The sequence below is a fragment of the Roseospira marina genome (assembly GCF_014197855.1).
GTDB lineage: Bacteria > Pseudomonadota > Alphaproteobacteria > Rhodospirillales > Rhodospirillaceae > Rhodospira > Rhodospira marina.
On record NZ_JACIGJ010000018.1, the window covers coordinates 37,953 to 59,546 of the forward strand.

The 21,594-nt window shown below is 68.3% G+C and carries 18 protein-coding genes and 2 tRNA genes; 12 read left to right on the top strand and 8 right to left on the bottom strand.

All coding sequences use genetic code 11. The features are described 5' to 3' along the window. Positions 1–735: a transcriptional repressor LexA gene (gene lexA, locus GGD82_RS17640; RefSeq protein ID WP_150063563.1), complete on the bottom strand. Its 735-nt coding sequence runs from the start codon at positions 733–735 to the stop codon at positions 1–3. A 340-nt stretch (positions 736–1,075) separates the two neighbouring features. On the opposite strand from lexA, the gene msrP reads away from it, so the two are divergent. The 5 genes from msrP to GGD82_RS17665 all read left to right on the top strand — a co-directional run bounded on the left by msrP (position 1,076) and on the right by GGD82_RS17665 (position 5,955). Then, on the top strand, positions 1,076–2,053 hold the full coding sequence (msrP, locus tag GGD82_RS17645; protein ID WP_150063562.1) for a protein-methionine-sulfoxide reductase catalytic subunit MsrP: 978 nt from the start codon (positions 1,076–1,078) through the stop codon (positions 2,051–2,053). A gap of 113 nt (positions 2,054–2,166) precedes the next feature. Further along, positions 2,167–3,168 (top strand): tripartite tricarboxylate transporter substrate binding protein, encoded by a 1,002-nt coding sequence (locus GGD82_RS17650; RefSeq protein ID WP_221240822.1) that lies wholly within the window; start codon positions 2,167–2,169, stop codon positions 3,166–3,168. 38 nt (positions 3,169–3,206) lie between these two features. Next, entirely contained in the window at positions 3,207–3,680 is a 474-nt protein-coding gene (locus GGD82_RS17655; protein ID WP_170284410.1) for a tripartite tricarboxylate transporter TctB family protein, read from the top strand. Beyond that, the gene (locus tag GGD82_RS17660) at positions 3,677–5,194 is read left to right on the top strand and encodes a tripartite tricarboxylate transporter permease (RefSeq protein WP_150063559.1); all 1,518 of its coding nucleotides are present in this window, start codon (positions 3,677–3,679) and stop codon (positions 5,192–5,194) included. Before GGD82_RS17655 ends, GGD82_RS17660 begins: the two co-directional genes overlap by 4 nt. A 119-nt stretch (positions 5,195–5,313) precedes the next feature. Then, a complete protein-coding gene (locus tag GGD82_RS17665; RefSeq protein ID WP_150063558.1) occupies positions 5,314–5,955 on the top strand; it encodes a hypothetical protein in 642 nt (213 codons plus the stop codon). A 38-nt stretch (positions 5,956–5,993) separates the two neighbouring features. Here the strand turns inward: GGD82_RS17665 and GGD82_RS17670 are convergent, their stop codons facing one another. From GGD82_RS17670 to GGD82_RS17695, 6 genes are all read right to left on the bottom strand, one after another. Further along, positions 5,994–6,443: a hypothetical protein gene (locus GGD82_RS17670; protein ID WP_150063557.1), complete on the bottom strand. Its 450-nt coding sequence runs from the start codon at positions 6,441–6,443 to the stop codon at positions 5,994–5,996. 46 nt (positions 6,444–6,489) lie between these two features. After that, positions 6,490–6,837: a hypothetical protein gene (locus GGD82_RS17675; protein WP_150063556.1), complete on the bottom strand. Its 348-nt coding sequence runs from the start codon at positions 6,835–6,837 to the stop codon at positions 6,490–6,492. 172 nt (positions 6,838–7,009) lie between these two features. Then, the gene (locus tag GGD82_RS17680; protein ID WP_211364822.1) at positions 7,010–8,269 is read right to left on the bottom strand and encodes a glycosyltransferase family 4 protein; all 1,260 of its coding nucleotides are present in this window, start codon (positions 8,267–8,269) and stop codon (positions 7,010–7,012) included. A 61-nt stretch (positions 8,270–8,330) separates the two neighbouring features. Continuing rightward, entirely contained in the window at positions 8,331–9,596 is a 1,266-nt protein-coding gene (locus tag GGD82_RS17685) for a nucleotide sugar dehydrogenase (RefSeq protein ID WP_150063555.1), read from the bottom strand. Positions 9,597–9,743: 147 nt separating this feature from the next. Further along, positions 9,744–11,141 (bottom strand): undecaprenyl-phosphate glucose phosphotransferase, encoded by a 1,398-nt coding sequence (locus GGD82_RS17690; protein WP_184013315.1) that lies wholly within the window; start codon positions 11,139–11,141, stop codon positions 9,744–9,746. A gap of 426 nt (positions 11,142–11,567) precedes the next feature. Beyond that, positions 11,568–14,009 (bottom strand): tetratricopeptide repeat protein, encoded by a 2,442-nt coding sequence (locus GGD82_RS17695; protein ID WP_150063553.1) that lies wholly within the window; start codon positions 14,007–14,009, stop codon positions 11,568–11,570. 524 nt (positions 14,010–14,533) lie between these two features. Here GGD82_RS17695 and rlmB point away from each other — a divergent pair. Beyond that, complete coding sequence (rlmB, locus tag GGD82_RS17700; protein WP_311731983.1) at positions 14,534–15,268, top strand: 23S rRNA (guanosine(2251)-2'-O)-methyltransferase RlmB; 735 nt, start codon at positions 14,534–14,536, stop codon at positions 15,266–15,268. 283 nt (positions 15,269–15,551) lie between these two features. Next, a complete protein-coding gene (locus tag GGD82_RS17705) occupies positions 15,552–17,231 on the top strand; it encodes a methyl-accepting chemotaxis protein (RefSeq protein WP_150063551.1) in 1,680 nt (559 codons plus the stop codon). A 22-nt stretch (positions 17,232–17,253) separates the two neighbouring features. Here the strand turns inward: GGD82_RS17705 and GGD82_RS17710 are convergent, their stop codons facing one another. Next, positions 17,254–18,048: a class I SAM-dependent methyltransferase gene (locus GGD82_RS17710; RefSeq protein ID WP_150063550.1), complete on the bottom strand. Its 795-nt coding sequence runs from the start codon at positions 18,046–18,048 to the stop codon at positions 17,254–17,256. A gap of 102 nt (positions 18,049–18,150) precedes the next feature. Here GGD82_RS17710 and gloB point away from each other — a divergent pair, with 102 nt between their 5' ends. The 5 genes from gloB to GGD82_RS17735 all read left to right on the top strand — a co-directional run. Continuing rightward, the gene (gene gloB / locus GGD82_RS17715) at positions 18,151–18,921 is read left to right on the top strand and encodes a hydroxyacylglutathione hydrolase (protein WP_150063549.1); all 771 of its coding nucleotides are present in this window, start codon (positions 18,151–18,153) and stop codon (positions 18,919–18,921) included. 222 nt (positions 18,922–19,143) lie between these two features. Beyond that, entirely contained in the window at positions 19,144–20,382 is a 1,239-nt protein-coding gene (locus GGD82_RS17720; RefSeq protein WP_246163982.1) for a glutamate-5-semialdehyde dehydrogenase, read from the top strand. 101 nt (positions 20,383–20,483) lie between these two features. Continuing rightward, positions 20,484–20,569 (top strand) — tRNA-Tyr (locus tag GGD82_RS17725). 36 nt (positions 20,570–20,605) lie between these two features. Further along, a tRNA-Gly gene (locus GGD82_RS17730) sits at positions 20,606–20,679 on the top strand. Between the two features lie 169 nt (positions 20,680–20,848). Continuing rightward, positions 20,849–21,594: elongation factor Tu (locus GGD82_RS17735; RefSeq protein WP_184013316.1), on the top strand; the 746-nt coding region annotated here is incomplete at its 3' end.

Sequence of the window (21,594 nt, forward strand, 5' to 3'; positions counted from 1 at the left end):
TCAGTAGCGCCGCAGCAGGCCGACCAGCCGGCCCTGGACCTTGACCCGGTCTGCCGGGAGCACCTGGGTTCGATAGTTAGCATTGGCGGGTTCCAGCGCGATGGAGTGCCCCTTGCGGCGCAGGCGCTTCAAGGTGGCCTCCTCGTCATCGATCAGGGCCACGACGATGACGCCGGACTCGGCGCTGTCGCAGGAGTGGATCACCACCGTGTCGCCGTCCAGAATACCGGCCTCGACCATGGAATCGCCCTCGACGGTGAGAGCGTAGTGATCGCCATGGCCGAGCAGGCCGGCGGGCACGTCGACGCGGGCCGTGGCGTCCGACAGCGCGGCGATCGGGGTGCCGGCCGCGATCTTGCCCAGCAGGGGAACCTGCACCGAGTCGGCCGGCGCGGCCTCCGGGACCGTTGCACCGTGCAGTGGCGCGCCGCTGAAGTCGCCCTGGATGACGCGGGGCTGGAAGGTGCCGTGTCCGCCCGCGGGCTCCGGCTCGGGTTTGGGCGCCGGATCGGCCGCCGGCTCACCCGGGCGCCGCAGGATTTCGAGCGCCCGGGCCCGGTGCGGCAGGCGGCGGATGAACCCCCGTTCCTCCAGCGCCGAGATCAGGCGGTGGATCCCGGATTTGGACCGCAAGCCGAGAGCGTCCTTCATTTCCTCGAAGCTGGGCGCGACCCCGGATCCACTCAGGCGTTCATCCAGGAACACCAGAAGTTCGTATTGTTTACGGGTCAGCATGAGGCGCGGGTCCTTGTGGTCCGGTGCAAAAAGGAACGGTGCGGAACGCCTGGAACACAGGCGGAGAGGGCATGCCACCGCCGCACGCATCGGCGGCCGTGGGGGCCCCGCGTTTCGCGAACAAAGGCAGTACATGCACGGTCTGTTCTACGTTGGTTCGCGAATCCGGTCAAGCCCCTCGCCGAGCCGCGCGTGCGGGATCGTGGCGTCCAGGCCGGTTGGCACGAAACGCAAAATGGACACATTCCAATTCCTATGATGAGCAAGGCCCACAGTGGCATCGTTTCCACGTCGCGGGCGTTCGGCGTCCGGCGGCTCCGTCCGACGAGAGGACCGAGAGATGCTGTTCCGCTTCCGCTCCCCCGCCGACCCCACGCCCTCCGACATCACGCCGGAGGGCGTCTACCTCAATCGCCGCCGCCTCATGCAGGGCGCGGGTGTGACCGCCCTGACCGGTCTGGCCGGCGGAGCGTTCGGGCTTGCGGGCCTGCGCTCGGCGCGCGCCGCCGAACCGGGGGATTACGCGCCCCTGCCCGACGTGCAGCCCAGCGCGTTCTCGACCGACGAGGACCAGAACGACTTCGACGACATCACGACCTACAACAACTTCTATGAGTTCGGGACCTCCAAGGACGCGCCGTCCCGTTATGCCGACCAGATGGCGACGTCGCCATGGGAGATCCGGGTCGAGGGTGCCTGCGCCAAGCCCGGCACTCTGGGCGTCGCCGACCTGATCGAGCGCTCCCCACTGGAGGAGCGGATCTATCGGCTGCGCTGCGTCGAGGCGTGGTCCATGGTCATCCCCTGGGTCGGCATTCCGCTCGCCTCGGTGCTGCAGCGGTTCGAGCCGACGGGCAACGCCAAGTACGTTGCGTTTGAAACGCTGGAGGACCCGTCTCAGATGCCCGGCCAGCGCAGCCGGCTGATCGACTGGCCGTACCGGGAGGGCCTGCGGATCGACGAGGCCATGAACCCGCTGACCATCCTGGCCGTCGGACTGTATGGCCGGGCGATGCCCAACCAGAACGGCGCACCCGTGCGCCTGATCGTGCCGTGGAAGTACGGCTTCAAGTCGATCAAGTCGATCGTGCGGATCGCCTTCACCGAGGACCAGCCGGCGACAAGCTGGAATAGGCTTCAGCCATCCGAGTACGGGTTCTATGCCAACGTCAACCCGAACGTCGACCACCCGCGCTGGAGCCAGGCCCGCGAACGGCGCATCGGCGACTGGGGCCGGCGCGACACGCTGATGTTCAACGGCTATGGGGAGCAGGTGGCGTCCCTGTACCGCGGCATGGACCTGAAAGCGAACTACTAGCCTCTCTTGCTCCGCACCGACGACAGGTCGAAGATCCGTTGACCCTGTCGCGACCCACATCCTATCGTCATGGTTTCCACGTCGGGAACCAAATGGGGGAGGGGCGCGCGGGCATGTCGGCAGGGGAGAGGGAGCGGCGGTGGGCCCGGTGGGGCGCGCGTCTGGCTGCGTGTGTTGCCGTCCTTACGGCGGTGGTGAGCGGCGGGATTGGGACCGCCCACGCCGAATGGCCGGAACGGCCGGTCACCCTGATCGTGCCCTCGGGGGCGGGCGGTGGCACCGACCAAACCGGCCGCCTCTTGGCCGCGGCCCTGGAAGAGCGGTTCGGTCAGCCGTTTACGGTCGTCAATCAGGGCCAGGGCGGCGGCGTGGTCGGCATCCGCGCCATTCGGGACGCCCCTCCGGACGGCTACACCCTCGGCATCCTCTACAATTTCGCGCACTACAAGGCGCTTGGTCAGGCGGATTTCGAGCCCGCCGACTTCACCCCCATCGCCCAGTACAATTTCGATCCGGCGGCGGTGCAGGTGCGCGCGGACGCGCCCTGGCCCGATCTGCCGGCCGCGCTGGAGGCTCTGCGCGCGGATCCGGAGACCTATCCGGTCGCCTGCGCCGGCGGCTGCGGCGGGTCCTGGCCGATGGCCATCGCCAGCCTGTTCGCGACCGAGGGCGTGGATCTGGCGCGGGTGCGGATGATCCCCAGCCAAGGCGCGGCGGCGTCGTTGCAGGATCTGGTGGCGGGGGGCGTGGCGGTGGTGCCGTGCTCGCTGCCCGAGGCGCGGGGTCTGCTTCAGGCCGGGATGGTGCGCGCGCTGGCCGTGTTCGGAGAGGAACGTCAGCCCGCGTTTCCCGATGTGCCCACCGTGGCCGAGACGATGGGCGAGGCCCGCGCCCTGGGTGCCTGGCGCGGGGTGGTCGGGCCCGCCGGGTTGCCCGAAAAGGTGGCGGGTCGCCTGGAAACGGCGATGGACGCCATCGTGCACGACCCGGCGTTCCGCGAAGCCATGGCGGCCGGTGGGTTCGGGCTGGCATGGCGCGATGCGACGGCCTTCGAGGCCTTTATGGCGGCGGAGGCGGAGGCCGTGCGCACGCTGATCCCCCGCCTGGGCCTATGACCGTCCCCGGCGTTCGGCCGGAGCGTGTGGCCGGAGGGATGGCGATCCTGGCGGGGGGCGGCATGATCCTCGCCGCGCGCACCCTGGCGCCGCTCCCCCACCTGCCGATGGGGCCCGGTGTGGCGCCGACCGTAATCGGCGTCGGCCTGCTGGTGACGGGCGTTCTTCTCCTGGTCCGGCGGGGCGCGACCGCTGCGCGGGACGGCGCGGTTCGCTCCGCATCCTGCCCCGGATCCTTACCCACCTCGCGCCGGTGGGGCCTGTTCACGCTGACCCTCGGCCTTCCGCTCTTCGTCGCGCTGACGCTTGAGACGTTCGGCATGGCGATCGGGTTGGGGCTCGTGCTGGCGCCGCTGCTGGCGATGCAGACCCGGCGGCCTGTGTGGGCCGTCGGTTTGGCCGTGGCGGTGTCCGCGCTGCTGGTCGGCCTGGTGCACGGTGGGCTTGGTCGCCCCCTCCCGAACGGGCCACTGCCCCGCGTCTCGGCGCTCTTGGGGCCGACGGGGCGGTGACCGCCGACGCCCTGGCGTTGCTGCTGACGCCGCAGGTGCTGGCGGCCATGGCGGGTGCCGCGCTGGCCGGGCTGATCGTCGGAGCGCTGCCCGGCCTGACCGCGACCCTCGGCATGGCGCTGCTGATTCCCGTGGCGGTCACGCTCGACCCGGTGCCCGCCTTGGCGGCGGCGATGACCCTGGCGGCGGTCTCCATCGCGGCCGGGGACCTGCCGGGCGCATTGCTGGGCATCCCCGGCACGCCGGCTTCGGCGGCCTATGCCGACGCTGCCCATCGGATGGCGCGGCGGGGCCACGCTGGGCGCGCCCTGGCGGCGGGGCTGGTGTGCGCCGCCTTGGGAGGGGTGACGGGCGCCGTGGTGCTGTGGCTCGGCGCGCCGGTCCTGGCCACGCTGGCGTTGCATGTGAGCACGGTGGAACGCGCCTGGTTGGCGCTGCTGGGGCTGAGCGCGGCAGCGGCCGTCGCGGGGCCATCGCCGGTGCGCGGTGCGTTGGCCTTGCTGATCGGCCTGAGTCTGGCGCTGGTTGGGCTGGACCCGGTGTCCGGCCAGCCGCGCCTGACCTTTGGCCTTGCGGTGCTGAGCGGAGGGCTCGGGTTGGTGCCGGTGCTGGTCGGTCTGTTCGCCGTCACCCGCGTGCTGCGGCAGGCCCTGACTGGCGGCATGGCGGCGGACGCACCCCGGCCGACAGCGCTGGGGCCGGTGCTGAGCGGCCTCTGCCCCATTCTGGCCCGGCGCTGGCGGGCCCTGGCGACCGGAAGCGCGGTCGGTCTGGTGGTGGGCGCGGTGCCGGGGGCGGGGGCGGACGTGGCCGCCTATCTCGCGCGGGCCGCCGCAGGGCGCCGGCGCCCTGCGCGGGGGGCGGCGGACGTCGATGACGCAGACCTGGACGCCATCGTGCCGGCCGGTGCGGCCAACAACGCCGCCATCGGCGGCGCCCTGGTGCCGGCCACGGTGCTTGGTCTGCCGGGAGATTCCCTGACCGCGATCGTGATCGGCCTTCTAATGCTGAAGGGCGTGACGCCGGGCCCCGCCGTTTTCGTCATCCAGCCGACCCTGATGACCGCCGTCGTGCTGGCCTATCTGCTGGCCAACCTGCTGCTGGTGCCGGCCGGGCTGCTGGCGATGGCCCTGGCGCGGCCGCTGCTGCGCGTGCCGGATGCGATCCTGATGCCGCTGGTTCTGGGGCTCGCCCTGATCGGTGTGTACGCCGTCGAGGGCACGACGACGGCGCTGGTGGTGACCGTGGTGGTTGGTCTTTTGGGCGTGGGAATGGAGGCCGCGCGGCTGCCGCTGGCGCCGGCGGTGCTCGGGTTCGTCCTCGGTCCCATGGTGGAGGAGGCCGCGTTGGTCTCGCTCATGAAAAGCGGCGGCGATCCAGCGGTGTTCGTCGGCCGTCCGTTGGCCGCCGTGCTCGCTGGTGTGACCGTGGCCGTTTGGGTGGTGCCCTGGATCGCCCCCCGAATAGTCCGGAGAGTGGGCCGGCGACGGCGGACTCGAGCCCTCAAACGTTGAATCGGGCGATCAATGTTCGGTTTGTTGCCGTTCTGGAAACGGGGCATCATCGACGTGGCGGCCGGGGCCCGAACGAAGGCCGGCGGTCCTGGGCGCGCCGTCCTTGGGGAGGAGGACCCATGGCCTGGTTCAGTCGGTTCACCCGGTTCGGCGACATGCACCTTGTGTTCGGCCAGGAGGCGAACATGTCGTGCGGCATCGCCAGCGTGCTGATGTGCGTCTTCAAGATCAACAAGATCACCCCCGGGGCGCAGGCGGTGCACATCAACAAGGACATCTACGACGCCTATTCCAAGGCGTCCGGCGGTACGTACCAGCCGGAGAAGGTCGGCACGCACCCCAACCACCTCGTCACGGTGCTGAACGGCCTGAAGTGCGGAAAGTGGATGTGGTCGCAGGTGGCCGCCGGCCCGGCGTCGCAGAAGATCATCGACCTCGTCGGGGTCACGGCGGCCCCCGGCCCCACCCTGACCGTCAACCCCATCATCATTGGCGTGGACTGGGATTCCGGCGGCGCGCACTGGGCGGTCATCGACACCGTGCGGTCGCTCCGGGGCACCCACTACGCCACCATCTGCGACCCCTGGGACGCCAACGTGCACGTTCAGGCCATCAAAGCGGGAACGCCGTTTACCTACAAGGCGGACGAAGGCGGTTACGCGATCGATATGTGGGGCGCGCACAAGGGCCAGACGAGCCCCTACAAACCCGGCGCGAAGGGGCGCATCCAGACCTGGGGCATCATTCACCGGATCGCCTGATCCTATCCCGGTCGGCCGCCCGTGCGATCGTGCCGGTCTCAGGCGCGGCCCTTAAGGTGAAGATAGCGCATCATGTTCGGCCGCCCTTCCGACAGCATCAGGAGGCGATTGTCGTCCGGCAGGTTGTGCAAGAACTTCGGTGTCCGCGCCGGGAGGGTCGATCGCTCCAGGAGTTCGATGTCGAAGTACGGGCTCGCGCGCTTGAGGAACGCCGTATAATGCTCCCAGAAATCGTCGATCCATTTGTGGATCTCGACGATGATCTCGGCGCGTTGCAGGGTGCTAAAGCACCGATCCGTAAAGACGCGGAACTCTTCACCCTCAATGTCGCACAGAATCAATGTTCGGGACCAATCGGTGTCCGGAATAGCGGACGGAAAGTCGTCCGTGGCTTCGCCATGAATGCGCAAATGGTCCGACACTGCGTTGCGCGACGCGGTCTTTTCAATGACAGCCCGTTGATCGGCGCACAGTTCGAAGCAATCCACAGTCTTGAACCGTCCGGATGTGAGCCCGCCCACGGCATAATAGCCGTCACCCCCCCCCAAGGTTGACCAGGTGATCGCGGTGGGCCGTCGCCGGGGAGAACAGGAGCGCCACGACCTCGGCTTCGTAGGTGCCCAGGAGCATGCTGCACTGGTCGCTGGCGCTCCAGGCCGGCGTCGGCTCCAAGAAGAGGCCTCGGAACGGACCCTCCATCACGCGGCCTTCGAACTCTTGATACAGCTCGCGGCACAAACGTTGCCGCCGTTCCGCGATAGTCTCGTTGCGAAAAGCGGCTTTCATGTCGGGTGTAATGTTAGCGTTCGTCGTCAAAATATCCGAGAAGAATTCCCGCTCTAGTTCAATAATGTTGTCGAGTTCTAACGGTGTGTTGTCCATATTAGAAGTCCTATCGGAATGAAACGGCAGAGAAACGTAATGCGCCGCCGACTACCCGATAGTACTTTACCTCGACTGCCCGGAAATTGTCTATGCCCTACTGTAGGGCAGCGCAGTGACAGGCTGTCCCGTTACTCCCGCTCCGTTACCGCCGACCCGTTTCTGTTCCGTATCATAGGTCCGCCGTTACACGGCGATAGGCCGCCACCAGAGGGGCGATCTGATGGTCCCAGGACAGATCGGCCTCCACCCGCTGGCGGCCGATGGTGCCCATGCGCGTCCGCGCCTCCGGGTCGTCGAGCAGAGCGGCGATCTTGGCCGCCATGTCGCGCGGGTCGTTGGGGGCGGCGTACAGCGAGGCCTCGCCGGCGGACACCCGGCCTTCCGTCACCTCGAACTGCACGATCGGCTTGCCCAGCGCCATGTACTCCATGATCTTGTTCATGGTGGACTTGTCGTTCATCGGGTTCACGCGGTCCGGGTTGACGCAGACATCGGCGGTGGACAGCACCGCGAACAGGTCGGCATCGGGCGCGCGCCCGGTCAGCGTGACGTAGGGGGCCAGGCCCATCGTTTCGGCCATCTGGCGGATGTCGTCGAGGCTGGGGCCGCCGCCGACCAGCACGAACTGGATGTCCTCGCGGCCGTGTTCCTGCACCAGAAGGCGTGCCGCCTCCAGAAGCAGGTCGAGGCCCTCCTGCTGGCCCATGACGCCGACATAGCCGACCAGGAAGCGCCGCCCGTTGCGCCACGTGTCCACCGGGGGCACCGCCTTGACACGCGACAGATCGGGGCCGGAGCGCACGACGAAGACATCCTCGGGCTTCATGCGGCCGCGCTTGATGGCGATGGCCCGATAGCTGTCGTTGGTGGCGATCGACACCCGCGCGGCGGCGAAGGTCAGGCGTTCGAACAGCACCATCAGGCGCCAGAACGGGCCGCGCCGCTCGAACTTGGCTTCGTACAGCTCCGGATTGATGTCGTGGTGGTCGAACAGGTAGCGCACGCCGAAGGGCCGCAGCGTCAGGGCGACGAGAAAGATCAGGTCCGGCGGGTTGCAGCCGTGGATGACATCCAGGCCGTCGCGCCGCCAGACGCGCCACGCCAGCACCGTTTCCCAGAACAGGGCCGCGCCGTATTCCAGCAGATATCCGACGGCCCCCTTGGCGTCGAGCGGCAGGGGATGGCGCAGGACGCGGATGCCTTCCAGCACCTCGTCGCGGGTCTCATAGCCCTTGCCGGTCGGGCAGATGACCGTGACGCGGGCGCCGGCGGCCGCCAGTGTCCGCGCCTCCATCCACACCCGGCGGTCGAACGGCACCGGCAGGTTTTCTACGACGATCAGGACACGGCGCCCGTCGAGCGGGCGGTCGCGCTCCAGATCGGCGCGCGTCAGGGGCGGGCCGACCGGCGGGTGCGGGGGTGTGGTCAAGGGGGGCTCCGTGTGTCCAGGGTCGCGTCGTGAGCGGGCGCGTTTTTGGGGAATCGGGTCCTTAGGGGATCACGTCCAGGGCGACGACGGTTCGCCCGGTCATATCGAGGTCGTCGATCAGCCGGTTCGTCGCGATCACGAGGTCCCAGTTCTCCTGTTCCGCGGCGGTGCGGTCGACCAGCAGGCGGTCGATGCTCGGCAGGTGGGCATAGGCGTAGCCGAGGTTCTGGCCGACCAGCTTGCGCGGGTCGAGCGCCGGGTCGTGCACGAACAGCGCGAATCCGGCGTCGAGGAGTTTCCGCGCCAGATCCACGCCCGGGCTTTCGCGCAGGTCGTCGGTGCCGGCCTTGAACGCCAGCCCGACCAGCAGGACGCGGGCGCCCGGCGCCAGATCGCGGGTTGCCGACTGGAGCTGATGGTTCTTATGGGCCTCGTTGGACCGCAACAGGCTGTCCACCACATGGGTGTTGGCGCCGATGTCGTTGGCGATGAACTGAAGGGCGCGCACATCCTTGGGCAGGCAGGAGCCGCCAAACGCCCCGCCCGGCCGGGTGTAATAGGGGGAAATGTTCAGCTTGGTGTCCGATACGAAGATCTCGTGCACCGTGCGGGCGGAGATGCCGAGCTGCTGGCACACCCGGCCGATCTCGTTGGCATAGGCGACCTTGACCGCGTGCCAGGTGTTGTCCACGAACTTGGTGAACTCCGCCTCGCCATAGGCGGTGACGAACACCGGTGCGTTCAGATTGGCGTGCAAGGCGTCCATGGTGGCCGATGGCTGGCCGTCGGCGGTGCCGATGACGATCTTGGGCGGGTTGAAGTAGTCCTTGACGGCGGAGGACTCGCGCAGGAATTCCGGGTTGTAGACCAACTCCACGGTGTCGGCGAACGCCTCGCCCAGATGGGCGCGGAACACCGGCGCGACCACGCGGGTCATGGTGCCCGGCCGCAGGGTGGAGCGGTAGGCGACGGTCAGCGGCCGGCTGCGCCCCGGCCGCGTGGCAGCGGCGATCTGGCGGGAGACGTCGGCGATGTAGCTGAGGTTCTGCGAGCCGTCCGGGGCGCTGGGCGTGCCGACGCAGACGATCGCCAGATCGATCTCCTCCAGCGCGGAGCCGATCGTGGTGGTCGCGCTCAGCCGGCCGGCGGCGCGGGCCTCGGTCAACAGTTCGGCCACCCCGGGCTCGGCGATCGGCGGAACGCCCGCGTTGATCTCGGCCACCTTGGATTCACTGACATCGACGCCGAGGACGGTGTGGCCCTCGTGGGCGATGCAGCAGGCCGCCGTGAACCCGACATAGCCCAGTCCGAAAATCGCGACACGCATGAAAAGACTCCCAAATAGGGCAAGGCTCCGTGGAGCCACCCTTCGGTGGCGGTGACGATGGCGGGTACGGCGGCGGACCGGGAGCGCGCCGGTGACCGGCCCGGGGTGCGGGGCGGCGGGGCAAGACTTGCCCAGGTGCCGCACGGATCAGTACGCGTTACGATGGTACAGTACGCGCAATGTCAGGACAATAATCTTCAGATCAAAGAATAACGACCATGTATCGACATAGTACAGGTCGTGCTCGATCCGTTTTAGCATCTTCTCGAGGGTGTCGGTTTCTCCGCGCCACCCGTTGACCTGCGCCCAACCGGTCAGGCCCGGTTTCATGCGGTGCCGCGCGATGTACGTCCCGATCATCTCAGTATACTCGCGATCGTGCGCCAGCGCATGCGGGCGTGGGCCGACCAGGGACATGCTGCCCCGGATCACGTTGAACAGCTGCGGCAACTCGTCGAGGCTGGTCCGTCGCAGGACGCGCCCGACGCGGGTGATGCGGTCGTCGTCGCGGGTGGCCTGACGGACATGAGGGTCATCGTGCACGTACATCGACCGGAACTTGTAGATCCGGAAGGGCACGTTGTTGAACCCGGCGCGCGATTGCGCGAACAGCACGGGGCCCGGGCTGTCGAGCTTCACCAGAAGGGCGATCAGCGCCAAAACGGGGAGCAGCGGGATCAGGAACAGCCCCCCGAGGATCAGGTCCTCCGTGCGTTTCACGAACACGTCTGCATCCGACAGGGGCCGGGTCATCAGGTTGACCACGGGGATGCGGCCGGCCAGCCGCGGGATGCGGCCGAGCAGGGAGGGATCGTAGCCGCAGGGGATCACGTCGACGTCCAGCGAAATCATGCGCAGGTCGGCTGCGATCTGGTGCAGGGTCATCCCGGTGTTCGTGTCGGGAATCAGCAGCGCCCGGTCGGTCTTGGCGTCCGTCCCGAAGCGGTGCACGAAATCCGTCAGGTCGTCGAACCGGCGGGGCGTGGACCCCGTGGGCGCGCTGTCCAGGGCAACGGCGGCGGGCGCCTCGGGATAAAGCGGCACCAAGGCGTCGATTTCGAACCCGTGCGCCCTGAGATCCGCGATGATGGCGTCCAGGTATCGCTGGTCACGGCCGTGAATCAGGGCGATGCGTTCCCGCAGATAGCCGCTGTCGATGCCGTGTTTCAGGAACCCGGACCACCAAACCCGCGTGCACAGCAGGCTGAAATAGGTTGCGACGATCCAACTGACGACCCAGAGGCGGGAGAATTGTTCCGTCTGTTGCAGGCTGAACCCGATGATGGCCAGGACGACGAACACGCTTGCGAACGCCTGCGACATCCGCTTCACGCCGCGCCACGGGTTCTCCAGGGCGGGCAGGCCGGTCGCCCGTGCGGTCGGGAAGACGAGCAGGACGAGGATCACGGAGAGGATGACCGGCCCCACTTCCAGGCTCTGGAAGGGATCGGATCCAAAGCGGATCGAATGGGCCAAATACGCGCCAAAGACGAACGACAGAACGTCGGTCGCCTGCGTCGCCGCGACGAACAGGGCGCGGCTCATGCCCAGGGAGAGCATCCGGCGTCGCTGGGACGGGGCGTGTTGGGGATCGGATCGGGGCATGTCAGGTCACGGTGGGTCGGCGGGTTTCGCCCCGGTCCGTGCGTCTGGGCCCACGTCGTTTGACCTCAGGTCGTCTGAGCTCAAGTCGTCTGGGGTCAGGCGGGCAGAGCGGGCGCGCCCGAACCGAGGCGCGTCGATCACACGAAGTTCCGGCAAACGTCGAATCTCCCGCTTAAAGTTGGGCAAATCCTTGTTTCCATTTAAAAACTATACGGCTTTGTCCTGGGCATCAAGCGGGCCTTCGCACGCGCAGCACAGAATTTCACGGGACGGAAACGGAGCACGGGCCATCGGTGACCCGGGATGCGCGTAAGCCCCCCCCCGCTGCGCGATGAGGCGGGGGGGGCGGCGGGCGACCGGGATCGGTCAGTTCGGAGCGGTCTGGGCTTGCTGGCGGGCCCGATCGAGGGCGGCCTGGGCCTCCGCCTTGCCGAGGAATGCGGCCGGCGCGTTGACCGCCTGCTCCAGATGGGGCACGGCATCGGCGGCGTTCCCGAGGTCAAGCAGCGCCAGCCCTAGGTGATAATGCGCCTCGGGCATGTCGTCCTTGAGGGCGACCGCACGCTCCAAATAGGCCTGGGCCTGTCGGGCATCCCCGAGTTGGAGCAGAACGGCCCCGATGGTGTCGAGGAGATAGGGATTTTCGGTCCTCTGCAAGGGCTCAAGGCGCTTCCAGGCCTCCTGCACCGCAGTCGTATTGTCCGGTTCGAGGGCGACGAGAAGCGACGCGTAGTTGTTAATCACCAGAGGGTTGCGCGGCTGAAGGTCCGCGAGCTGGCGGAACACGTCCAGCGCTGCCGCGTTCTGGTCGCTGGCGGTCAGCGCGCCGCCGAGATCAAGCAGCAGGGCCGGGTTATCGGGCAGCGCGTCCAGCCCCGCCCGCAGGGTCGCAATTTGCGCCGCGCGGTCATTCTGCGCCCCCTGCACCTGGGCGAGGCCCAGATAGGCCGGCAGGGCGTCGGCTCGCAGCGCAATGGCCTCGCGGAAGGCGGTGGCGGCGGCGTCCCCGTCGCCGGCCTGGGCCAGGGTTTCGCCCTGCAGCGTGGCCAGGAAGGGGCTGTCGGGCTGGGCCGCCCGCAAGCCGGCAACATACGCCAGGGCGCGGTCGGTCTGCCCGGCGGCCATCAGCGCGGTCACGGCCCCGCTGGCGGCCGCGGTCGAGTCGGGCACGGCGGTCCGAACCGCCTCGAAATCGTCGAACGCCTCGTCGTAACGGCCCTGCTGAAGGCGCAGACGGGCATGGAGCAGGCGGGCCTGATCCGCCTGTTCGGGGACCTCGGCCAGCGTCGAAATCGCCGCCTCGGCCTCGGTCCAGGCCTCTTCGCGGGTGGCCAAGGTGGCCTTGGCGGCCAGCAGCCGGGGCGCGTTGGGTGCAATGGCGAGCGCCCGATCAAGGGTGTCCATCGCGGCGCTCGGATTGCCTTGGCGATCCTGCAGGGCGGCGAGTTCCTCCAGCGCGGCCACGTCCGCCGGGGCGATCTCCACCAGGCGCGTCAAGGTCTGCAAGGCCAGGGCTTCGTCGCCCTGCGCACGCTCGGTCCGCGCCAGAAGGCGCAGGGCGTCCACATTTTCCGGATTGCCGCGCAGGACGGTCCGCAGATCCGAGATCGCGGCCTCGAAGTTCCCGTCATTGACATTCATGGCCCCCTGGACAAAGCGGGCGCCCGTGTTTTCCGCGTCCACGGCAAGCACGTCGTCGATCAGGGCTTGGGCGGCGTCGCGGTTGCCGTCGTTTACTTCCAGGCGCGCCAACGCGGTGCGTGCCTTCAGGCCGTCCTCATCGGTGCCGTGCTGGTCGATGATGCCCCGGAGGGTCGTGCGGGCCTCGTCCAGTCGGTCGGCCTGGTGCAGGCGCTCCGCCAGGACGAACCGGTAGTCCGTGGTGTCGGGATGGGCGGCGATGGCGGCCTCCAGCTCCTCAACGGCCGCGTCCACGCCTTCGGTCTGTTGGCGCAGGTTCGCCAGGGTCAGGCGCGGCTGGCTGCCGCCAACGCCATCCTCAATGGCCTGACGGAGGACCCCCTTGGCCGTCTCGACGTCGCCCAGGCTCACGAGGTATCGGGCGAAGTCGGACCGTGGCCCGAACGACTCCGGTGTGCTGGCGATCCAGGCGCGGAATCCGTCCTTGGCCTCGTCGGGGCGGCCGGCCTGCATCAAGAGGCTCAGGTCGAGTTGCCGCAGCGTCTGATTGTCGGGTGACCGCTTCAGCCCATCGTCCACAAGGGTGATCGCGGCGTCGAGGTCGCCGCGCTTGGTCAGGACGCCGGCCAGGACAGACACCGCCCCGCCCGAGGCGGGATCGGCCTCCAGGGCCCGCCGCGCCAGGGTCTCGGCCTCGTCGAGGTTGCCCTCCTGCAGCGCCAGTCCGGCCCCCAGCGTTATGACCTCCGGGTCGTCGGGCGCCAACGCCACGAGCTCCTGATACAGCGCCCGGGCGCGGGCCGTCTGTTCGCCGACGAGCAGGTATTGGGCGATGTGCAGACGGGCCTGCACGTGCGTTTCATCGAGTTGCGAGACGGCTTTGAACTGTTGAAAGGCGGCCTGATAGTTGCCGTTCTCCTCAGAGATCAAACCAAGGTAGTAGCGGCCTTCGACGTTCTTGGGATCGATTTGCAGGACGTTGCGGAACTCGACACTCGCCCGGACATAGTCTCCGGCTTCGAAGAGATCTTTGCCGCGCTCCAGGTACTCCGCCTGCTTGCTTTCCGCGTCGCCGCATGCCGCAAGGGTGACGGCCAGCATGCCGGCCAGAGCGGTCCGCCGAAGGGCCGTCGAAAGGGGGGCATGCGTGAAAAACCGAGTTTTCATGGGGCGTCAGTTCCTGTGTGGGAGTAGCCGGGGCGCGATAGCAGAGCCAAGCATGCCGGGTCCGTTCGCGGGTAGGGTCAGAGTACGCGCACTCCACCGGACCGGCGCGGACACACAATACGGAGTAGGACTATGGGGCTGGTGGGCGCATCCGTCACGACCGGTGCGGCACCAGGGCACGCGACCGGCACCGTACCGCCGTTTTGGGGGCGGTTTCAACGGCGCGTCCACCTGCGACGGCGTTCGGGCGCGGAGGACGTCCCGAATCCGGCGGCGGTCCCCGCGAGTCCCGGGGCGGTTCCCTCTGCCCCCGATGACCCGGACCATGCTATCGGTGCCCCATGCGGCCTTCGTCTGCCGTCCTGCTCGCCCCTCACCGGTTGCCCGTCTCGTTGCCAGGATTCGCCATGTCTCCGTCGTCTCGCTCTGATCGCCGCGCCCACCCGACGTCCCCGCGCCCGAACCCGCGGAAAGGCGCCCGCCCGCCGCGCGCCGGGCGTGGGCCCGGGCATGGCGATGGCGTCATGCGCCTCTACGGCCGCCATCCCGTGGTTGCGGCGCTGCAAAATCCGGACCGCCCCGTGCGCCGCCTGTGGGCGACGGCGGACACCGCTCCCGGTGTCACGGCGCTGGCCGAGGCGCGCGGCCTGGGCATCGAGCCGGCCGACCGGGGCGCCCTGGAGGGCTTGCTGCCGCCCGGGGCGGTGCACCAAGGCCTCGCGCTGGAGGTCGGGCCGCTCCCCGACGCGGATATCGGCGACCTGGCGCTCGCGGCCCCAGGAGAGTCCGCGGTGGTGGTGGTTCTGGATCAGGTGTCCGACCCGCACAATGTGGGCGCCATTCTGCGCTCGGCCGCAGCGTTCGGGGCACGGGCGGTGATCACCCAGGACCGGCATGCTCCGGCCGAGACGGGCGCGCTGGCCAAGGCGGCGTCGGGCGCGCTGGAGCGGGTCCCGTTGATGCGTGTGCCCAATTTGGCCCGGGCCCTCGACGATCTGCGCGACCGGGGCTTCTGGAGCGTGGGGCTCGATGCCGACGCCCCCGCGACCCTGGCCGGCGCCGGCCTGACGGGAGCGCTGGCCCTTGTGTTGGGGGCGGAGGGGAGCGGGCTGCGGCGGTTGACCCGGGATCGCTGCGACCATCTGGCGCGGCTGCCCATGGTGGCCGGGGCGGTCGAGAGCCTGAACGTGTCCAACGCCTGTGCGGTCGCCCTCTACGAGTTGCGGCGGGGCGTGTTGGAGTCCTCGGGGGCCCGGTGACGCCGACGGACATCGGCCCTTCGGATCCCTGACAGCACAGGAAAGAGCGGGGACACAAAACAGACCGGTGGGGCCGGCCACACAAAGCCTTTCACGGGGCCTTTCACGGGGCCTTTCACGGCGTGGCGCGGGGCGCGCACCCGTTTTACGAGCTTTGCCCAAGCAATAGAAAATTAAGGAGCGCTGTGAAATTCTCTCCAACTCGTTGCCAAACCGCGATGACTAGCGATGGCGGGTGTCCGGGGGCGTGCCGTGCCCCCGTTTGCACGGTGGAGCAGGGAACATGGGCTCTCTTTCAATCAAGCAAAAACTCATTGGCGCGTTTGCGGTCGTCAGCCTCGTGATCGTGTGTTTTGGTGGCTTTTCGCTGTTTCAGATGTCTGAAATCAACCATAAGTCGACCGTCATCACGGATAACTGGCTGCCGAGTGTGCGGGTGATTGGCCGGCTCAACACGCAGACCAGCGACTATCGCATCGCCGAGGGGATGCATGTCATGTCGTTGGATTCCGCGGCAATGGCGGCGGCGGACGTGGAACTGGACAGGTTGGACGCGGCCATTGAATCCACAGTCCAGCGGTACGAGTCGCTGATCTCGTCGGACCACGAGCGTGAATTGTTTAACACGTTCAAAAGCTTGTGGAGCCAGAATCAGAGCGTTCACGTCCGCCTGATTACCTTGTCACGGGAGAACCGGAACGACGAGGCGGCCGCTCTGTTCAAGGGGGAGTCGCGGCGTGCGTTCGACGACGCCAGCGCCCAACTCGTGACCCTGATTCAGTTGAACCAGGACGGCGCTGAGGAGGCCAGCACCAGCGGCGACGCGGCGTTCGAATTTGCCTTCGCGTTCCTGGTTGGCCTGGGGGCCGTCGGCGTGGCGCTCGCCATGGGCACCGGCTGGCTCATCGTGCGCAGTGTGTCTCAGCCGATCCTCGACCTGTCCGCGGTGATGGGGCGGTTGGCCGACGGCGACAAGGCGGTCACGATCCCCGGTGCCGACCGGGGCGACGAGCTTGGGGCCATGGCCAAGACCGTCCTGGTGTTCAAGGACAACATGATCAAGGCGGATTCTCTTGCCGCCGAACAGGAGGCGAGCCGAAAAGCGCAGTTGGACCAAGCCAAGAGGCTGAACGACGTGTCCGATAGGTTCGCGAAGTCCATCGAGGGGATCGTGCACACGGTGTCGTCCGCGGCCACGGAGTTGCAAGCGTCCGCCGAGTTTTTGTCGAGCACGGCCGAAAAAGGCAATGGGTTGTCGTCCTCGGCGGCCGCCGCGGTGGAGGAGGCGTCGGTCAGCGTGCAGGCGGTCTCCAGCGCGGCCGAGGAATTGAGCGCGTCGGTTGCCGAGATCGGCCGCCAAGTGTCCCAATCCACCTTGATTGCCGGCAAGGCGGTGGAAGACGCGCGCCGCACCAACGGGGTCATCGAGGATCTGGCCAGCGCCGCCCAGAAGATCGGCCAGGTGGTTGACCTGATCAGTGATATCGCCGATCAGACAAATCTGCTGGCCCTGAACGCGACCATCGAAGCCGCGCGCGCCGGCGAGGCCGGACGCGGCTTCGCCGTGGTGGCGCAGGAGGTCAAGACCCTCGCCGGCGAAACCGCCAAGGCCACGGGCGACATCAGCCAGCAGATCACCGCCATTCAGGGTCAGGTGTCCCAGTCCGTGGACGCCATCCGGGCGATCAGCGGCACGATCGAGGAGATCAACACGATTTCAACGGCCATCGCCTCGGCCATCGAGCAACAGCGCGCCGCGACGGACGAAATTGCGCGCAACGCACAGCAGGCCTCCGACGGCACGCGGGATGTGTCCCGCAACGTCCAGGGCGCATCACACGCTGCGGGGGAGACGGGCGAATCCGCCAGCCAGGTGCTGGGAGCCTCGAACGAACTCGGTCAGCAGGCGGATTCCCTGCGCCAGCACGTCGCGGAGTTCATCCAGCAGATCCGGGCGGGCTGACGGCCCCGCTCCTGTTTTGGGCTCACCGAACCGGGCGGGGCGGTTGCGCCATCGGCGGCGGCTCCGTCCGACGCTGCGCCGCGACCGCGCCCGGCCGCAGACCCGGCAGGGCGACCACCGACTCCCGGGAGCGCGCCGGCCGCAGCTCGCGCGACAGGGGCAGGGCGTGGATCTGCTTGCCCGCCTCCGTCACCAGCACGCCCGCGACGCCGGGACACCAGCGGGACCCGATCCGCTCGATGACGGGCGCCAGCGACTGCACCATCGCGGACTGGAACGGTGGGGTCAGAAGCGTCGCGCCCCGCGCCTCGGGTGCGAACAGGTTGGCGCGCAGGACGGCCTCCAACTGCCCGCTGGAATACGGCCGGCCGCAAGCGAACGGGCTGCGCTCCAGCCGCGACCACAGGCCGCGCCGGTTCGGCACCACGATCAGCAGCCGCCCGGCGTCCGTCAGCACGCGCCACAGTTCGCGGAAGGCCGCCGTGGTCTGCTCCAGGCCCTCCAGCCCGTGCACCAGAAGGATGCGGTCGATCGAGCAGTCGGGGAAGGGCAGTTCGGTCTCGTCGGCCAGCACGGCCCGGTTGGTGCCCTGGGCTGGCCAGCGCATGATGCCTTGGGAGGGCGGCATGACGGCCAGCGTCCGCTCGGCCTCCTCCGCGAACACATCCAGATACGGCCCGGCGAAACCCAGCCCGAGAATGCGCTCCCCGCGCACGTTCGGCCACAGCGCACGCACATGGCGGCTAATCTGACGTCGCGCCAGCTCGCCCAGCGGCGAGGCATAAAAATCGCGAAGGTCAATGACGTCGGCGCGCATGCAGACGCTCCTTCCCTGGCGAAGCGGGCCCTGGCGAGGTCGGTCCCTGGACTCTATATGGGGAACGATCGCCCGCCAACCGTCGAACGGAGGGAGAGTTCCATGGCCGGCCTCATCATAGAGCAAGTGCCCGTCCTCAACGACAACTACGTCTATCTGGTGCACGACCCGGAGACGGACGAGACGGCCGCCGTCGATCCCTCGGTGGCGGCGCCGGTGCTGGAGGCGGCGGAGCGTCTGGGCTGGCGGATCACGTACATCCTGAACACCCATCACCATCATGATCACACCGGCGGTAACCGCGACATCAAGCGCGCCACCGGCTGCACCATCGTCGGCAACGACCGCGACGCCGATCGTATTCCCGGCATCGATGTCCGGGTGGTGGAGGGCGACACCGTGGCGGTGGGTCGGCAGGTGGCTCAAGTGTTCGAAGTGCCGGGCCACACGGTGGGCCATATCGCCTATTGGTTCGCAGACTCGGCGGCGCTGTTCTGCGGCGATACCCTGTTTTCCATCGGTTGCGGGCGGCTGTTCGAGGGCAGCCCCGCGCAAATGTGGGACTCTCTGTCCAAGCTGCGCGCGCTGCCGCCGGAAACGCGGGTCTTTTGCGCCCACGAGTACACGGCGGCGAACGTGCGTTTCGCGCTGTCGGTCGATCCGGACAACGCGGCCCTGACCGCGCGCGCCGACGCGGTGGACCGCCTGCGCGCGGATGGGCAGCCTACCGTCCCGTCGACGCTGCGGGAGGAAGCCGCCGCCAACCCGTTCCTGCGCGCCGATGATCCGGCTCTGGCGGCGCGGCTCGGATTGGCGGGCGCCGATCCGGTGGCGGTGCTGGCCGAGGTGCGCGGCCGCAAGGACCGGTTCTGAGCCCTCACCCTGCCATCCCCGGTGGATGCCAAGGGGAGGCTAAGGGGAGGCCAAGGTGAGTGACAGGGCGCGCACCCTGTGGGATACCGACACCCTGATGAAGACGTATGGTGCGGAGACAGGATGATGGACGCTCTGGACGCAACGCCCAAAGAGGTGGGGCCCAAAGAGGTGGGGCCCAAAGAGGCGGGGCCCGACGCTGTGGCCGACGTTGATGCCCTGATGACCGACATCGGCCGGCGGGCGCGGGCCGCCGCCCGCGCGCTCGCCACCGCGCCGAGCGCCGCCAAGGACACGGTTCTGACCGCCGCCGCCGAGGCCCTGCGCGCCGAGATCGACACCATCCTGGCCGCCAACGCCCTGGACATCGCCGCGGGGGAAGCGAAGGGGCTGCCCGCCGCCATGCTCGACCGGCTGCGTCTGACCGACGCGCGCATCGAGGCGATGGCCAAGGGCCTGCAGGAGGTCGCGGCGCTGCCCGATCCGGTCGGGACCGAACTGGCGGCCTGGGACCGGCCCAACGGCCTGCGCATCGCCCGCGTGCGCGTGCCGATCGGGGTGATTGGCGTGATCTATGAAAGCCGTCCCAACGTCACCGCCGACGCCGCCGCGTTGTGCCTGAAGGCTGGCAACGCGGTTATCCTGCGCGGCGGGTCGGAGAGCTTCCATTCCTCTCGCGCCATCCTGGCCGCGATCCAGGACGGCCTCGACACCGCCGGCCTGCCCGCCGACGCCTGCCAGATGATCCCGACCGCCGACCGCGCTGCCGTGGGCGCCCTGCTGCGGGCATCGGAGTACGTCGACGTGATCGTGCCGCGCGGCGGCAAGGGGCTGATCGAGCGGGTGACGGCCGAAAGCCGGATCCCCCTGTTCCAGCACCTTGCCGGCCTCTGCCACACCTATATCCATGCCGGCGCGGACCTGGACATGGCGCGGACGGTCGCGGTCAACGCCAAGATGCGTCGCACCGGGATTTGCGGCGCGACCGAGACCATCCTGGTCGACCGCGCCATCGCCGCCGACATTGTGCCCGCGCTGGTGCGGGATCTGAACGAGGCCGGCTGTACCGTCCGCGGCTGCGACGGGGTGCGCACGCTGGCGCCCTCCGCCGAGCCGGTGGTCGACGCCGATTGGGACACCGAATATCTCGACGCCATCGTGTCCATGAAGGTGGTGGAGGGGCTCGACGACGCGATGGCGCACATCGCCGCGCACGGCTCCGACCACACCGACGCCATCCTGACGGAGAACGCGGAGGCCGCCGCGCGCTTCCTCAACGAGGTCGACAGCGCCATCGTGATGGTCAACGCCTCCACCCAGTTCGCCGACGGCGGCGAGTTCGGCATGGGGGCGGAGATCGGCATTGCCACCGGCAAGCTGCACGCGCGCGGCCCGGTGGGGGTCGAGCAGCTCACAACTTTCAAATACCAGGTGCGCGGCACCGGCCAGACACGGCCGTAGGCGCCAGACGCCGCGATCTGCAAACGGGCAGAAAATCCCGTTGACACAGCACGGCAAATCACCATTATGCGGGGTCTCCGCCGGGGCGGGAAGCGCCGAACGGAGGGGTGGTCGAGTGGTTAAAGGCACCGGACTGTAAATCCGGCGGGGTAACCCTACGTTGGTTCGAATCCAACCCCCTCCACCAAATCCCTTCCCGCCCCATCGGCGGGAAGCCCGGGGTGCGGGTGTAGCTCAATGGTAGAGCCCCAGCCTTCCAAGCTGGTTGTGTGGGTTCGATTCCCATCACCCGCTCCAACCCCGTCCGGTTTTCGGCGCGCCGCCGGGGGCCGAGGCGGAGACGGAACCCTTTCGGGGCCGCCCCAAGGCCGATGAGCCCCGCTCGTCGGCCTTTTTTGACATGTTCGCTGACGGGCCGTGCCGATATCACCGCCGCGCGCCGATTCGAGGAAGGACGGGACTGACCATGGCGAAGGAAAAGTTTGACCGCAGCAAGCCGCATTGCAACGTGGGCACGATTGGGCACGTTGACCACGGCAAGACGACGCTGACGGCGGCGATCACGAAGGTTCTGGCGGAGACGGGCGGTGCGACGTTCTCGGCCTACGACATGATCGACAAGGCCCCGGAGGAGCGGGCGCGCGGGATCACGATCTCGACGGCGCACGTTGAGTACCAGACGGAGACGCGTCACTACGCGCACGTGGACTGCCCGGGGCACGCGGACTATGTGAAGAACATGATCACGGGCGCGGCGCAGATGGACGGCGCGATCCTGGTTGTGTCGGCGGCCGATGGGCCGATGCCGCAGACGCGCGAGCACATTCTTCTGGCGCGTCAGGTGGGTGTGCCGGCACTGGTCGTGTACATGAACAAGGTGGACCAGGTGGACGACGAGGAGCTTCTGGAGCTGGTTGAGCTTGAGGTTCGCGAGCTTCTGTCGTCGTACGACTTCCCGGGCGATGATATCCCCATCGTGAAGGGCTCGGCGCTTGTGGCGCTTGAGGACGGCGATGAGACGATCGGGAAGAACTCGATCATCGAGCTGATGAAGGCGGTGGACAGCTACATTCCGCAGCCGGAGCGTCCGAAGGACCAGCCGTTCCTGATGCCGATCGAGGACGTGTTCTCGATTTCGGGCCGTGGTACGGTGGTGACGGGCCGCGTTGAGCGCGGTGTGATCAAGGTCGGTGAGGAAGTCGAGATCGTCGG